The organism is Streptomyces sp. NPDC001970 (assembly GCF_053594115.1).
Map to the genome: position 1 here is coordinate 140,626 of NZ_JBSFDW010000012.1, position 12,830 is coordinate 153,455.

Below are 12,830 nucleotides of genomic sequence, written 5' to 3' on the forward strand. Positions count from 1 at the left end.
CGGGTACGGAGAACGCGAACACAAGGAGCAGCAGGGTGTTCAATGACATAGGCGCGCTCGAGCTCGTGACGCTCGTGGTCCTCGCCGTGCTCGTCTTCGGCCCGGACAAGCTGCCGAAGGTCATCCAGGACGTCTCGCGGTTCGTCCGCAAGGTCCGGGAGTTCTCCGACAATGCGAAGCACGACATTCGCAGCGAACTCGGCCCGGAATTCAAGGACTTCGAGTTCGAGGACCTCAATCCCAAGACCTACATCCGCAAGCAGCTCTCCGAGAACGACGATCTCAAGGAGATCCGGAGCAGCTTCGACCTCAAGAAGGAAATCAACGACGTCGCGGACGCGGTCAACGGCAAGGAACCCGAGACCTCCGTCCCGGCCGCCGTCAACGGCTCGCCCGGCGCCGCCCCCGACCTGCTCAAGAAGCGCGAAACCGTCGATCAGGGCGAGCGCCCGCCCTTCGACGCAGACGCCACCTGAGTGCCCCGGAGCGCCACCAATCCCAACGAGCCGGTGCGAGATGGCTATCCTCTCCATCTGTCCGGAAACGAGGACGCCCGCGGGGGGTGGGCCGTTCCGGACCACAGGATCGAGGAGGCGGCCGGGTAGATGGAGACGACGAGTCGGGTAGGGACGCAGAGCACGCCCAGCGCATCTGCTGCTGAGGGGGTGCCCGTGGCCCGGCGTACGGTCGACGGCTATCTGCGCGCGTCCTTCCCCTGGTACGGACTGGACGAGGCCTTCACAGGACCGCGCTGGCTGATGCAGGTCGCCACCACGGCGGACGGCACGGTGCAGCACGGTTCCATGGGCCACGGCGACGAGCCGTCGATAAAGTCCGACGCCGCGGGGGCCGAGAAGGAGCGCTTCGCGGTTGTCGTGACGGTCGGCGCGAGCCCCGTGCGGCGCAGCAGCGACGGTACGGGCGTACTGGATGCGACGACGGTCGCCTCGGCGGCGTGGCTGGCCGGTTCGGGTCTGCTGGCGTACACCTGGCCCGGGCAGCTGGACCACTCGCTGCGGGACGACTGGCTGGACCAGCAGACCGAGACCGCGTTCGAACTCGCGGACGACATGGACGGCCCGGCGTGGTCGGAGCTGTCGCTGCCGGTGGACGGGGTGCCGATGCCGTTCCACTACCGGGAGTCGGAATTCGGGTGGGTGCTGGCCGGCTCCACGGGGAGCGGGGTGCACGTGGGCGCGTACGGGCGCGGTATGAGCGCGTACGGGCTCGGGTTCTCGGTCGTGCGGGACCTCGGGGACTACGCGCTCTAGGCCCGGACTTCGCAGGTCACCCGTTAGTGACGGCTCGACGCGTGATCGTTGCCCGTTCCCGGCCGCTGTCGAGCGGACAGGGATACGTGCGCACCCAAGTCGACCGCTGCTTGACCGGCTGCGACCGCTCGATCTTCACGAACGAGGGACCTGCGAACTACGGATCCAGGAGCGCGGCCCGGGCGGCTGACGGGTGGGCAGAGCCTCTGCGGAAGCCCTGCCCACGGTCGGGCTCAGAACTTGTTGCGCGGGGTGATGCCCAGGCTCAGGCCCGCGAGGCCGCGCTGGCGGCCGCCGAGCTTGTCGGCGATGGCGCGCAGGGCCGAGCCCGCGGGGGAGTCGGGGTCCGTCAGGACGACCGGCTTGCCCTCGTCGCCACCCTCGCGCAGGCGCACGTCGATCGGGATCTGACCCAGCACCGGCACCGTCGCGCCGGTCGTCCGCGTCAGGCCCTCGGCGACCCTCTGACCGCCGCCCGTGCCGAAGACGTCGACCATCTCGTCGCAGTGCGGGCACGGCAGGCCCGACATGTTCTCGACGACGCCGACGATCTTCTGGTGGGTCTGTACGGCGATGGAGCCGGCCCGCTCCGCGACCTCGGCCGCGGCCTGCTGCGGGGTGGTGACGACCAGGATCTCCGCGTTCGGCACCAGCTGGGCCACGGAGATCGCGATGTCGCCCGTGCCCGGGGGCAGGTCGAGCAGGAGGACGTCCAGGTCGCCCCAGTACACGTCCGCGAGGAACTGCTGCAGCGCGCGGTGCAGCATCGGCCCGCGCCACACCACCGGCGCGTTGCCCGGGGTGAACATGCCGATCGAGATGACCTTCACACCGTTCGCGGACGGCGGCATGATCATGTTCTCGACCTGGGTCGGACGGCCGTCCGCGCCCAGCATGCGCGGCACGCTGTGGCCGTAGATGTCGGCGTCGACGACACCGACCTTCAGGCCGTCGGCCGCCATCGCGGCCGCCAGGTTCACGGTCACGGAGGACTTGCCGACGCCGCCCTTGCCGGACGCCACCGCGTAGACGCGGGTCAGCGAGCCGGGCTTGGCGAACGGAACCTCACGCTCGGCGCTGGTGCCGCGCAGCGAGGCCGCGAGCTCGCGCCGCTGCTCGTCGCTCATCACGTCCAGCGACACATCGACGCGGGAGACGCCTGCGACACGGGAGACGGCGTCCGTGACGCGCTGGGTGATGGTCTCGCGCATCGGGCAGCCCGAGACGGTGAGATAGACCGTGACGGCAACGGCGCCGTCCTCCCCGATCTCCACCGATTTGACCATGCCCAGGTCGGTGATCGGTTTGTTGATCTCGGGGTCGTTCACCGTCGCCAATGCCTCGCGCACCGCGTCATCCGTAGCCATACGGACGATGGTACGGCGCCGGATACCACCCCGGGGACGTGCGTCAGCGGTCGCCTTCGTCACGTCCGCGTGGGGAGCCGGGCGGGAATACGGGTTCGTGTTCCCGGTTTCCCAGCTCCTTCAGCAGATCCTCGAACTCGGAGCGGATCCAGTCGCGGGTGGCGACCTCGCCGAGCCCCATCCGCAGCGCCGCGATCTCCCGCGTCAGATACTCGGTGTCCGCGATGGAGCGCTCGTTCTGCGCCCGGTCCTGTTCCATCTCGACCCGGTCGCGGTCCGCCTGACGGTTCTGCGCGAGCAGGATCAGCGGGGCGGCGTACGAGGCCTGGAGCGACAGCATGAGCGTCAGAAAGATGAACGGGTACGGGTCGAAGCGCAGCCCGGCCGGCGCGAAGACGTTCCACAGGACCCAGGCGGCGATGGTCACGGTCATCCAGACCAGGAACCGTCCCGTCCCCAGCAAGCGGGCGATCTTCTCGGAGAACCGCCCGAAGGCCTCAGGGTCGTACTCCGGCAGCACCTTCCGCCGCGGGGCCCGCGGCACGTCGAGCCGGTTGCGCGGCCGCGGCCCGCCACCCAGCCGTTCCCGTTCCCGTTCCCGTTCCCGTTCGCGTTCCCGTTCTTGCTCCCTGGCCTCCTTGCGGCCCTCGCCGCGCTCGCTGAGCCCGTACTCACTTCCCATCGGCGGTCACCGTTCCCTCGAACTCGGCCTCGCGCCAGTCCTCCGGCAGCAGATGGTCGAGCACGTCGTCGACGGTTACCGCGCCCAGCAGCGAGCCGCTCTCGTCCACGACCGGTGCGGCGACCATGTTGTACGTGGCGAGATAGCTGGTGATCGCGGGCAGCGGGGTGTCCGGGGGGAGCGGCGGCAGATCGCTCTCGACGATCGAGGCGACCAGCGTGAACGGCGGATCCCGCAGCAGCCGCTGGAAGTGGACGGTGCCCAGGTACTTGCCCGTCGGTGTCTCGTCGGGCGGGCGGCACACGTACACCTGGGCCGCGAGCGCCGGGGAGAGTTCGTGCTGGCGCACCCGCGCGAGCGCGTCCGCGACCGTCGAGTCCGGGCGCAGCACGATCGGCTCGGTCGTCATCAGGCCGCCGGCGGTCCGCTCCTCGTACGACATCAGCCGGCGCATGTCGGCGGCGTCGTCCGGCCGCATCAGCCTGAGGAGCCGCTCCTTGTCCTCCTCCGGCAGTTCGGAGAGCAGATCGGCCGCATCGTCCGGATCCATCGCCTCCAGCACGTCCGCCGCCCGCTCCTCCTTCAGCTTGCCGAGGATCTCCACCTGCTCGTCCTCCGGCAGCTCCTCGAGGACATCGGCGAGCCGGTCGTCGTGGAGGGCGGCGGCGACCTCGACGCGCCGCTTGGGGGAGAGGTGGTGCAGTGCGTTCGCGAGGTCCGCGGGGCGCAGCCGCTCGAAGGTGGCCAGCAGGCTCTCCGCGCCCTGCCCCTCCTCCTCCAGCGAGAAGCCGGTGACAGCGGACCACTCGACGGTCAGCGCCTCCCCCTTGCGGCGCAGCGCCCCGCCCTTCCCCTTCCGCACGAATACCTTGTCGATCTCCCAGTCGCGGCGGGCGGGGAGCTGCTGGATGGCGACGTCCAGGACCGTGACCTCTTCGCCCGTCCCGACGAGCTGCACCCGCCGGTCCAGGAGCTCTCCGAGGACGAGGCGCTCGGTCGGGCGCTGCTCGAAGCGCCTCATGTTGACGACGCCGGTGGTGATGACCTGACCGGACTCGACGCCGGTCACCCGGGTCATGGGGAGGAAGATCCGGTGGCGGCTGAGCAGCTCCACGACCACGCCGAGCAGCCGCGGCGGTCGGCCGCCGACGCGGAGCATGGCGACGAGGTCGCGCACGCGCCCGACCTGTTCGCCGTTGGGGTCGAAGACCGGGACTCCGGCGAGATGCGAGACGAAGATCCGGGGGGCGCCTGCCGCCATGCTCCGCGCCTCCTCCCTACCGAGATATGCCGAGAGAAATGCCCCGAAATGCTGCTGTTCAACGGCTTCAGGCTAGCCCGTGGCGTTCCATGCCGCCCAGGAGAGCGGTCCGGACGACTCCCCTCCAGATCGTGCTATGACCCCGGGTACGCTGCGGTCTTGCCAACCCCCCACACGTACGAGAGGCAGTGCGCACGTGACCGCTCTCCCCCCGGCCGCCGCGGCCCTGGCCGTCCGTCGGGCGGCGCTTCCCGTCGCACTCTGCATGGGGCTGGCCGCCGCCCTCACGGCCTGTGCCGGCGAGGACCCGGACGCGGGCACGAACGGCGTCGGCAAGCTGGAGGCGCCGGCGATCGAGGCGAAGGCGAAGGCCGCGGCGAACGCTGCGCAGGCGGTACGCCTCTCCGGGACGCTGGTCTCCAAAGGCGGTACGTACAAGCTGAACATGCGGCTCAAGAAGAGCGGCGGGATCGGCTCGGTCACCACGAAGAACTCGACCTTCGAGCTGCTGAGGGTCGAGGACGCGCTCTACCTGAAGGCCGACGCGAGCTTCTGGGCCCACGCGGACTCGGACTCGGACTCCGACGGCGGCGCCTCCGAGCCGCCGAGCAAGGAGGACACGGCCGCCGCGAACAAGCTGGACGACATGTACGTGAAGGTCCCGGATGACGACCCGTCGTACAAGCAGCTGCGTGGCTTCACCGAGATGGACGTCCTGCTGGAGGGGCTCCTCGGGCTGCAGGGGAAGCTCAGCAAGGGTGCCCGCGACACGATCGGCGGCGTCCGCACGATCAAGGTCCTGGGCAGCGAGGGCCACGGCGGCACGCTCGACGTCTCCCTGAAGGGAACGGCGTACCCGCTCCAGCTCGCCCGCGCGGGCGGCGCCGGCGTCCTGACGCTCGGCGACTGGAACGAGGACTTCGAGCTCGCGGCTCCGACGAAGGAGGAGACGGTCGACTACGGCCGCGAACTCCCGCGCACCAACAACTGACCGCCGCCGACCCGGCGCATCGAGCCCCGCGGGCCCGGTGCGCCCTGCGGGCGGTGTCCCGAGCAGCCCGGTACCGCCCGGTGGGCCCGCGGTGCCCGTCCTCGGGCGCCGTACGGGCGGCGCAGGAGCCCCATCCCCACGCGCCGCAGGGCGTAAAGGGGGCCTGCGGCCGGAGCCCCCGGCATCGGGAAGGGGCGAGGTGCGGGAAAGGCCCGCCGCAGGCGCGCGGGCCCCGGCCCCGTGGCTCGGCAGCGGGCGTCAGCCCGCTTGCTTGCGCCGCCGCCGCAGGAGGAGGCGCGGCAGGGCCGCCGGGATCGGGTGGCGAGTGGTCGCCGTCGTGGGGAGCGGGGCGGCCGCCAGGGACCCCTGCGGATGCTCGGTGCTCGACTCGCGCGGCTCAAGACGCAGCACCCGGCACTCCCGCGCCCAGCGCTCCGTCATCCGCTCGCCGTCCGGCGCGTTCAACCGCTTGCCCTTCAGCTCGGCGACCGCGGCCTCCCACGCCTCCGAGCCGGGCGCCAGCTCGCTCACCGCGGCGGTCCAGGCGACCAGCCGGCCGCCCTTGTCCTTGCTGCGTACGGTGACCTCGGCGGTGGAGCCGTCCATCAGCCCGGGCAGCGGCTGCTCCCCCGGTCCGTCGCCGACGACATGTGCCGCGCCGTCGAGCCACGCGTGCCACAGGGCCCGGGACGGTCCGGTGCCCCGGACCCAGATGAGACCGGACTTCTTGGTGGCCTCCTCGACGAGGGCAGGGCCTAGCGGCACGTCGTTGCCGAGCTGAGCGTCGTTCATGTCCTGCAGCCTATTAGAGCCAGCCGTTGCGCTTCAGTGTGCGGTGAATGGTGAGACAGACGACGGCGATGCCGACCAGCACCATCGGGTACCCGTACCGCCAGTGCAGCTCCGGCATGTGGTCGAAGTTCATGCCGTAGACGCCGCACACCGCCGTCGGTACGGCGATGATCGCCGCCCAGGACGTGATCTTGCGCATGTCCTCGTTCTGGGCGACCGTCGCCTGCGCCAGGTTCGCCTGGAGGATCGAGTTCAGCAGTTCGTCGAAGCCGAGGACCTGCTCCTGCACCCGGGCCAGGTGGTCGGCGACATCGCGGAAGTACTTCTGGATGTCCGGATCGACGAGCCGCATCGGCCGCTCGCTCAGTAGTTGCATGGGCCGCAGCAGCGGGGTCACCGCCCGCTTGAACTCCAGCACCTCGCGCTTGAGCTGGTAGATCCGCCCGGTGTCCGTACCGCGCGTGCTGCCCTTCGACGGCGCCGAGAAGACGTCGATCTCGATCTCGTCGATGTCGACCTGGACGGCGTCCGCGACCGCGATGTACCCGTCCACGACATGGTCGGCGATGGCGTGCAGCACCGCCGACGGGCCCTTGGCGAGCAGCTCCGGGTCGTCCTGCAACCGGTGCCGGAGGTTGCGCAGCGAGCCCTGTCCGCCGTGCCGCACGGTGATGACGAAGTCGGGTCCGGTGAAGCACATCACCTCACCGGCCTCGACGACCTCGCTGGTCGCCGTCAACTCGGCGTGCTCGACGTAGTGGATGGTCTTGAAGACGGTGAAGAGCGTGTCGTCGTACCGCTCCAGCTTGGGGCGCTGGTGGGCGTGGACGGCGTCCTCCACGGCCAGCGGGTGGAGCCCGAACTCCGCGGCGATTCCCGCGAACTCCTCCTCGGTCGGCTCGTGGAGCCCGATCCACGCGAAGCCGCCGCCCCCGCGCACCCGGAGCATCGCCTCGTGCGGGGTGAGGCACGCCTCGTCCTTCACGCGTCTGCCGTCGCGGTAGACGGCGCAGTCGACGACCGCGCTGGAGGCCGAGGGGTCACGGGTGGTGTCGTACGTGCTGTACGGGCCGCTGTTCTTGCGCGGCGTCGGGCGGACCGCTTCGCGCAGGTCACGGATCATCGACATGGCAGGCTCCTTCACGGAGAGGCCGTCGGCGCGCGGCGTGGCACTGCCCGGAATGGGGACGTTTCTCGATACGTCCGCAAAGCGGGCGGCACCGCGGGACACGGTGACGGCGTTCGCTACAGACAGTCAGGCAAAAACGAAGTGCTCTTCCGTCGTGCGCGGTGCCAAGGATGCAGCGGTGCGGGAAGCCCTCGAGTCCGGTCGGTGCCCGTACCGGGCGGACGATGTCAGACGGCGAGGAGTCGCGCGGAAGAGCGGTTGGTACTGCACGGTCGACTTCGATCCACCGCAGCCCCACCTCCTCCGGCCGGTCCCCCGTGGGGGATGACGTGTGGTCGGGACCCAGAGTCACACTTCAGCGTGCTGTCCCGAACAGGCGGCTCAGCCTATCAGCCGACTGAGGATCAATCCCTTTGTTTGCCCCTTCCTGACGCGATCTATGCTCGCGGGATGGGAGAAGTTCTTGCTCTGGTCGAGGCCCGGCTGCGCAGCGCGCTCGGCGAACCGGACGCGCGCGCCGCGATGACGTTTCTCGGTACGGACCGGATCGAGGTGCTCCGTTTCATCGACGGAGACGTGGTCCGGTACGCCACGCTGGGCATGTCCGCCCAGCCGATGAACGACCCCAAGGACCCGCTCGCCGACCCTGTGAAGGGACCCCGCGCGGAGCTCCTCCTGTCGGTGCGGGCCGGGCTCGCCGACACCGACAAGGTGCTGCGCCCGCTCGCGGTGCTGGCGTCGTCACCGCAGGTCGAGGGCGTGATCGTGGCGCCCGGCAACTCCATGGACCTCGGTGGGCCGTTGTGGCCGCAGGCGCCGTTCTCGTCCGTCCTGGTGGCCGAGTCCGGTGGTCTGGTGGAGGACCTGGAGCTGGATCCGCCCATGGATCCGGTGCGCTTCCTGCCACTGCTGCCGATGACGCCGAACGAGGCCGCGTGGAAGCGGGTGCACGGTGCCGGGGAGCTCCAGGGGCGGTGGCTGAAGCACGGGACGGACCTGCGCGATCCGCGCCGCAGGTCCGTCACCCTGACGTGACGTCAGGGATGGCGAAGTGACGTATCTCATGGCCGAGTTGGGTGCCCGGTCGGTCCGAGGGCCGTTCGGCGTGGTCGGTCAGCGACGCCCGCCGCGCCCCGACGACGCCCGCGCCGATCACCGCCGCGACGCCGGCGACCACGAACGGCGTGCGGATGTCGCTCCACTCCGCGATCTTCGGCGCCAAGTACGGGGCCGCGGCGGCCGCGAACCAGCGGACGAAGTTGTAGCCCGCGCTCGCCACCGGCCGCGGAGCGTCCGAGACGCCGAGCGCCAGCTCCGTGAAGACGGTGTTGTTGACGCCGATGAAGGCGCCGGACAGGACCGTGCAGACGACGGCCGTCGTGCGGTCCCCGTACCCGAGCACCACCACGTCCGCCGCGAGCAGCAGCAGTGAACCGCCCAGCACCCTGAGTGAGCCGTACCGCGCCTGCAGCCGCGGCGCGACCAGCACCGAGAAGACCGCGAGGAGGACGCCCCAGGCGAAGAAGACGGCCCCCGACCGGTACGGCGACAGGTCCAGCACGAAGGGGGTGAACGCCAGCACCGTGAAGAAGGCGTAGTTGTAGAAGAACGCCGAGACGGCCACGGACGCGAGCCCGCCGTGACCGAGCGCCCTGAGCGGATCGAGCAGCGAGGTCTTCCGTTCAGGCTTCGGCTGCTCCTTGAGGAAGGCCGCGATGCACAGGAAACCGATGGCCATCAGGGCGGCCGTGCCGAAGAACGGGTAGCGCCAACTGGCGTCGCCGAGCAGGGCTCCGAGCAGCGGCCCGCAGGCCATGCCGAGGCCGAGTGCCGACTCGTACAGCAGGATCGCGGCGGCTCCCTCTCCCATTCCCCCACGGCCCCGAGCCGCATCGCTTCGCGAGGCCCCTGTCGGATGGGCGGCGGCACCGACGATGACCGCGAGCGCGGTCGACACGAAGAGCGCGTTGCCGAGTCCCCATCCCGCCCGGAAGCCGACGAGTTCGCCGACCGACCCCGACGTGCCGGAGAGCGCGGCGAAGACCACGACCAGGGCGAGTCCGGCCAGCAGTGTCCTGCGGCTGCCGATCCGGCTGGACACGAAACCGGTCACGAGCATGGTCACGGCGGTGATCAGGAAGTACGACGTGAACAGCAGCGAGACCTGGCTCGGTGTCGCATCCAGGCCCTCGGCGATGGAGGGCAGGATCGGGTCCACGAGGCCGATGCCCATGAAGGCGACGACGGATGCCCCGGCCGTGGCCCAGACGGCCTTGGGCTGACGCAGGATGCCGCCTCCGTCGAACGGGTCCTCTCCGCGCATGGATGCTCCTCTGCTTCTCCGGGCGCCGGCCCGGTCAATTCGGTGTGCCATACAAACAATAAGTTAGACAATCTAATAAATGCAAGATGCATCTAGTTCTTCCTGGTGAGGCTGGGTGAAACCGAAGTGCCGGACGGGTGATCGTCCTTGACGGGACGCCGAGCGGGTAGGACCGTTGGGCGCTATGAGGGGCGAACCCAGTTGCCCGAAGTGCGGTGGCCGGGTGAGGGCGCCCGGTCTCTTCGCCGACACGTGGCAGTGCGATGTGCACGGTTCCGTGCATCCGCTGCAGCCGGTGATTCCGCCCAGCGTCGAAGCCCTCAGTGTCGTGGTCGCCCGTGCCCAGGTGCCGGTGTGGATGCCCTGGCCGCTTCCGGTCGGCTGGCTCTTCACCGGCGTCGCGTACGCGGGTGACGACCGCAGCGGAGGCCGCGCGACCGCGGTCGCCTGCTCGGGTCCCGGACCGCTCGGCGGTGTGGGGGAGTTGCTGCTGGTCGCCGAGGAACTCGGCGTCGGCCTCGGCGCCCGCTTCGCCGGGATCGACGGGCCCGACCCGGGGCCGCACATGACCGTCGACAAGCCACCCCAGGCCAAGGTCCTCGCCGCGGGCCGGCCGACACCGCTCTGGCACGTCAACGACGCGCCGGAGGACCGCGCGGTCTTCGCGGGCGAGGCGATGGGGCTGTGGCTGTGGGCGATCGTGTGGCCCGAGTCGACCGGCCTGTTGATGTACGACGAGCTGATACTCACCGATCTGCGGGAGGCGGGCTCGGAGGTGGAGCTGCTGCCGTGCGGGGCGCTGTCACCGCGGCTGCTTTCGTGACGAGGCGCCGGCCTCGTACGGCCGGCTGTGCGACCGGCCTCGTACGGCCGGCTGTGCGACCGGCCTCGCACGGCCGGCCGGCGCGGCCGGCGTGGTGCGCCGGCGCCGTACGGCCGGTCGCGTGGCGCCCGTGGTCGTGAGTCGTGACGGCTTCCACGCCATGCCGTGGTCCGGGTGACGTTCGATTCCCCGTTACGATTGAGCGTCCCCTGCCCTCCCCGAGCCCTGGAGTCATGCGTCGTGCGCATCGATCTGCACACCCACTCCACGGCGTCGGACGGTACGGACACCCCGGCCGAGCTGGTCCGCAACGCCGCGGCCGCCGGGCTCGACGTCGTCGCGCTGACCGACCACGACACCGTCGGCGGCCACGCCGAGGCGATCGCCGCGCTCCCCGAAGGCCTCACCCTCGTCACCGGGGCCGAACTCTCGTGCCGCACCGAGGGTGTGGGCCTGCACATGCTGGCCTACCTGTTCGACCCCGACGAGCCCGAACTGGCGCGCGAGCGCGAACTCGTACGGGACGACCGGGTGCCGCGCGCCCAGGGCATGGTCGCCAAGCTCCAGGAGCTGGGTGTGCCGATCACCTGGGAGCAGGTGGCCCGGATAGCCGGTGACGGTGCCGTCGGCCGCCCGCACGTCGCGACCGCGCTCGTCGAACTCGGCGTCGTTCCCGATGTCTCCGCCGCCTTCACGCCCGACTGGCTCGCGAACGGCGGGCGCGCATACGTCGAGAAGCACGAGCTCGACCCGTTCGAGGCCGTCCGCCTGGTCAAGGCGGCCGGCGGCGTCACCGTCTTCGCCCACCCGCTCGCGGTCACGCGTGGTGAGGTCGTTCCCGAGGACACCATCGCGCGGCTGGCCGCGGCAGGTCTCGACGGCATCGAGGTCGACCACATGGACCACGACGAGCCCACGCGGGCCCGGCTGCGCGGACTTGCCCCCGACCTCGGCCTGCTGGCCACCGGCTCCAGCGACTACCACGGCAGCCGCAAGACCTGCCGGCTCGGCGACTTCACGACCGACCCGGAGATCTACGGCGAGATCACGCGCCGTGCGACCGGCGCGTTCCCGGTCCCGGGCACGGGGGGAACATCCGGCCGCTGACAGCGGCTCCCTCGCGCGGGCTCCCTGGGCTGCCCGTGTGCGGGTATCTACGCCCTCGCGCCCTTCGGCGCTCTGCTGCGCCCCGGCGCCATTCAGTACCCCGACACCCCGACATCATCCCGCAAGGCATCACTGTGTTCGACGTCGCCGTCTTCGGCTCCCTGTTTCTCACCCTCTTCGTGATCATGGATCCTCCCGGGATCACCCCGATCTTCCTCGGCCTCACCTCCGGCCGCCCCGCGAAGGTCCAGCGACGGATGGCCTGGCAGGCGGTCACGGTGGCCTTCGGTGTCATCACCGTCTTCGGCATCCTGGGCCAGCAGATCCTCGCGTACCTCCATGTCTCCGTCCCCGCCCTGATGATCGCGGGCGGTCTGCTCCTGCTGCTCATCGCGCTCGACCTGCTGACCGGCAAGACCGACGAGCCCAAGCAGACGAAGGACGTCAATGTCGCGCTCGTCCCGCTCGGCATGCCGCTGCTGGCCGGGCCGGGTGCGATCGTCTCGGTGATCCTCGCGGTGCAGCACGCCGACGGTGCCGCGCAGCAGATCTCGGTGTGGGCGGCGATCGTCGCGATGCACGTCGTGCTCTGGCTGACGATGCGCTACTCGCTGCTGATCATCCGGGTCATCAAGGACGGCGGTGTCGTCCTGGTGACGAGGCTCGCGGGCATGATGCTGTCGGCGATCGCCGTGCAGCAGATCATCAACGGTGTCACCCAGGTGATCCAGGGCTCATGAGGAGTCCTGGCATCGTCCCGGCAGTGTCCGGACAGCACTTCGCCCCGTACGGAAGCTTCCGTACGGGGCGAAGTGCTGTCCGGCCGCCGGCCGGACCGCTGCCAGGTGTTACGAGGCGCAGGTACCGGCGGGCCGGATGTAGATGCGCTGGCCGATCGCGGCGGCCTGCTGGACCATCCGGTTGACGGAGGCAGCGTCCACAACGGTGCTGTCCACGGCGGTGCCGTCGACATCGTCGAGTCGCATGATCTCGAAGCGCATAAAGGCTTCTCCCTTCTGTCCGTCCGTGTTACGTCCGTTGCAACGGGATGCAGAGTGCAAACATTCCCTACGCTAAAGAAATT

At 70.3% G+C, this 12,830-nt stretch carries 14 protein-coding genes; 7 read left to right on the top strand and 7 right to left on the bottom strand.

The genetic code is table 11. The annotated features are described in order from the left end of the window. Positions 1–35 precede the first annotated feature (35 nt). Positions 36–476, top strand: a complete 441-nt coding sequence (locus ACWCP0_RS17400) for a sec-independent translocase (protein ID WP_451079659.1) — start codon at positions 36–38, stop codon at positions 474–476. A 129-nt stretch (positions 477–605) separates the two neighbouring features. Beyond that, positions 606–1,271: a hypothetical protein gene (locus ACWCP0_RS17405; protein WP_451079660.1), complete on the top strand. Its 666-nt coding sequence runs from the start codon at positions 606–608 to the stop codon at positions 1,269–1,271. 233 nt (positions 1,272–1,504) lie between these two features. On the opposite strand, the gene ACWCP0_RS17410 is transcribed toward ACWCP0_RS17405, so the two are convergent. From ACWCP0_RS17410 to ACWCP0_RS17420, 3 genes are read right to left on the bottom strand one after another with little or no spacing between them, the layout of a single operon-like run. Further along, a complete protein-coding gene (locus ACWCP0_RS17410) occupies positions 1,505–2,638 on the bottom strand; it encodes an Mrp/NBP35 family ATP-binding protein (RefSeq protein ID WP_451079661.1) in 1,134 nt (377 codons plus the stop codon). 43 nt (positions 2,639–2,681) lie between these two features. Beyond that, positions 2,682–3,320 carry a DUF1003 domain-containing protein gene (locus ACWCP0_RS17415; protein WP_451079662.1) on the bottom strand — a complete coding sequence of 213 codons (639 nt, stop codon included), beginning with the start codon at positions 3,318–3,320 and terminating at the stop codon, positions 2,682–2,684. Then, positions 3,310–4,581: a magnesium transporter MgtE N-terminal domain-containing protein gene (locus tag ACWCP0_RS17420; RefSeq protein ID WP_451079663.1), complete on the bottom strand. Its 1,272-nt coding sequence runs from the start codon at positions 4,579–4,581 to the stop codon at positions 3,310–3,312. Before ACWCP0_RS17420 ends, ACWCP0_RS17415 begins: the two co-directional genes overlap by 11 nt. A 196-nt stretch (positions 4,582–4,777) precedes the next feature. Here ACWCP0_RS17420 and ACWCP0_RS17425 point away from each other — a divergent pair, with 196 nt between their 5' ends. Continuing rightward, positions 4,778–5,572 carry a hypothetical protein gene (locus ACWCP0_RS17425; protein ID WP_451079664.1) on the top strand — a complete coding sequence of 265 codons (795 nt, stop codon included), beginning with the start codon at positions 4,778–4,780 and terminating at the stop codon, positions 5,570–5,572. A 258-nt stretch (positions 5,573–5,830) separates the two neighbouring features. Here the strand turns inward: ACWCP0_RS17425 and ACWCP0_RS17430 are convergent, their stop codons facing one another. Next, on the bottom strand, positions 5,831–6,364 hold the full coding sequence (locus tag ACWCP0_RS17430) for a hypothetical protein (protein ID WP_451079665.1): 534 nt from the start codon (positions 6,362–6,364) through the stop codon (positions 5,831–5,833). Between the two features lie 13 nt (positions 6,365–6,377). Next, a complete protein-coding gene (locus ACWCP0_RS17435; protein WP_451079666.1) occupies positions 6,378–7,493 on the bottom strand; it encodes a magnesium and cobalt transport protein CorA in 1,116 nt (371 codons plus the stop codon). A 450-nt stretch (positions 7,494–7,943) separates the two neighbouring features. On the opposite strand from ACWCP0_RS17435, the gene ACWCP0_RS17440 reads away from it, so the two are divergent. Next, a complete protein-coding gene (locus ACWCP0_RS17440; protein ID WP_451079667.1) occupies positions 7,944–8,528 on the top strand; it encodes a suppressor of fused domain protein in 585 nt (194 codons plus the stop codon). Here the strand turns inward: ACWCP0_RS17440 and ACWCP0_RS17445 are convergent. After that, entirely contained in the window at positions 8,515–9,816 is a 1,302-nt protein-coding gene (locus ACWCP0_RS17445) for an MFS transporter (RefSeq protein WP_451079668.1), read from the bottom strand. The genes ACWCP0_RS17440 and ACWCP0_RS17445 overlap by 14 nt on opposite strands. A gap of 184 nt (positions 9,817–10,000) precedes the next feature. On the opposite strand from ACWCP0_RS17445, the gene ACWCP0_RS17450 reads away from it, so the two are divergent. From ACWCP0_RS17450 to ACWCP0_RS17460, 3 genes are all read left to right on the top strand, one after another. Next, positions 10,001–10,639 (top strand): DUF6758 family protein, encoded by a 639-nt coding sequence (locus ACWCP0_RS17450; RefSeq protein WP_351226328.1) that lies wholly within the window; start codon positions 10,001–10,003, stop codon positions 10,637–10,639. A 240-nt stretch (positions 10,640–10,879) separates the two neighbouring features. Next, positions 10,880–11,746 (top strand): PHP domain-containing protein, encoded by an 867-nt coding sequence (locus ACWCP0_RS17455; RefSeq protein ID WP_451079669.1) that lies wholly within the window; start codon positions 10,880–10,882, stop codon positions 11,744–11,746. Positions 11,747–11,880: 134 nt separating this feature from the next. After that, a complete protein-coding gene (locus ACWCP0_RS17460; protein WP_451079670.1) occupies positions 11,881–12,486 on the top strand; it encodes a MarC family protein in 606 nt (201 codons plus the stop codon). Between the two features lie 108 nt (positions 12,487–12,594). On the opposite strand, the gene ACWCP0_RS17465 is transcribed toward ACWCP0_RS17460, so the two are convergent. Next, entirely contained in the window at positions 12,595–12,747 is a 153-nt protein-coding gene (locus tag ACWCP0_RS17465) for a hypothetical protein (RefSeq protein ID WP_451079671.1), read from the bottom strand. Between the last annotated feature and the right edge of the window lie 83 nt (positions 12,748–12,830).

Excerpts from the sequence above, each read along its gene's own strand:
- ACWCP0_RS17405 (WP_451079660.1), top strand. The coding sequence starts at position 606 with ATGGAGACGACGAGTCGGGTAGGGACGCAGAGCACGCCCAGCGCATCT.
- ACWCP0_RS17410 (WP_451079661.1), bottom strand. The coding sequence starts at position 2,638 with ATGGCTACGGATGACGCGGTGCGCGAGGCATTGGCGACGGTGAACGAC.
- ACWCP0_RS17415 (WP_451079662.1), bottom strand. The coding sequence starts at position 3,320 with ATGGGAAGTGAGTACGGGCTCAGCGAGCGCGGCGAGGGCCGCAAGGAG.
- ACWCP0_RS17420 (WP_451079663.1), bottom strand. The coding sequence starts at position 4,581 with ATGGCGGCAGGCGCCCCCCGGATCTTCGTCTCGCATCTCGCCGGAGTC.
- ACWCP0_RS17430 (WP_451079665.1), bottom strand. The coding sequence starts at position 6,364 with ATGAACGACGCTCAGCTCGGCAACGACGTGCCGCTAGGCCCTGCCCTC.
- ACWCP0_RS17435 (WP_451079666.1), bottom strand. The coding sequence starts at position 7,493 with ATGTCGATGATCCGTGACCTGCGCGAAGCGGTCCGCCCGACGCCGCGC.
- ACWCP0_RS17440 (WP_451079667.1), top strand. The coding sequence starts at position 7,944 with ATGGGAGAAGTTCTTGCTCTGGTCGAGGCCCGGCTGCGCAGCGCGCTC.
- ACWCP0_RS17445 (WP_451079668.1), bottom strand. The coding sequence starts at position 9,816 with ATGCGCGGAGAGGACCCGTTCGACGGAGGCGGCATCCTGCGTCAGCCC.
- ACWCP0_RS17450 (WP_351226328.1), top strand. The coding sequence starts at position 10,001 with ATGAGGGGCGAACCCAGTTGCCCGAAGTGCGGTGGCCGGGTGAGGGCG.
- ACWCP0_RS17465 (WP_451079671.1), bottom strand. The coding sequence starts at position 12,747 with ATGCGCTTCGAGATCATGCGACTCGACGATGTCGACGGCACCGCCGTG.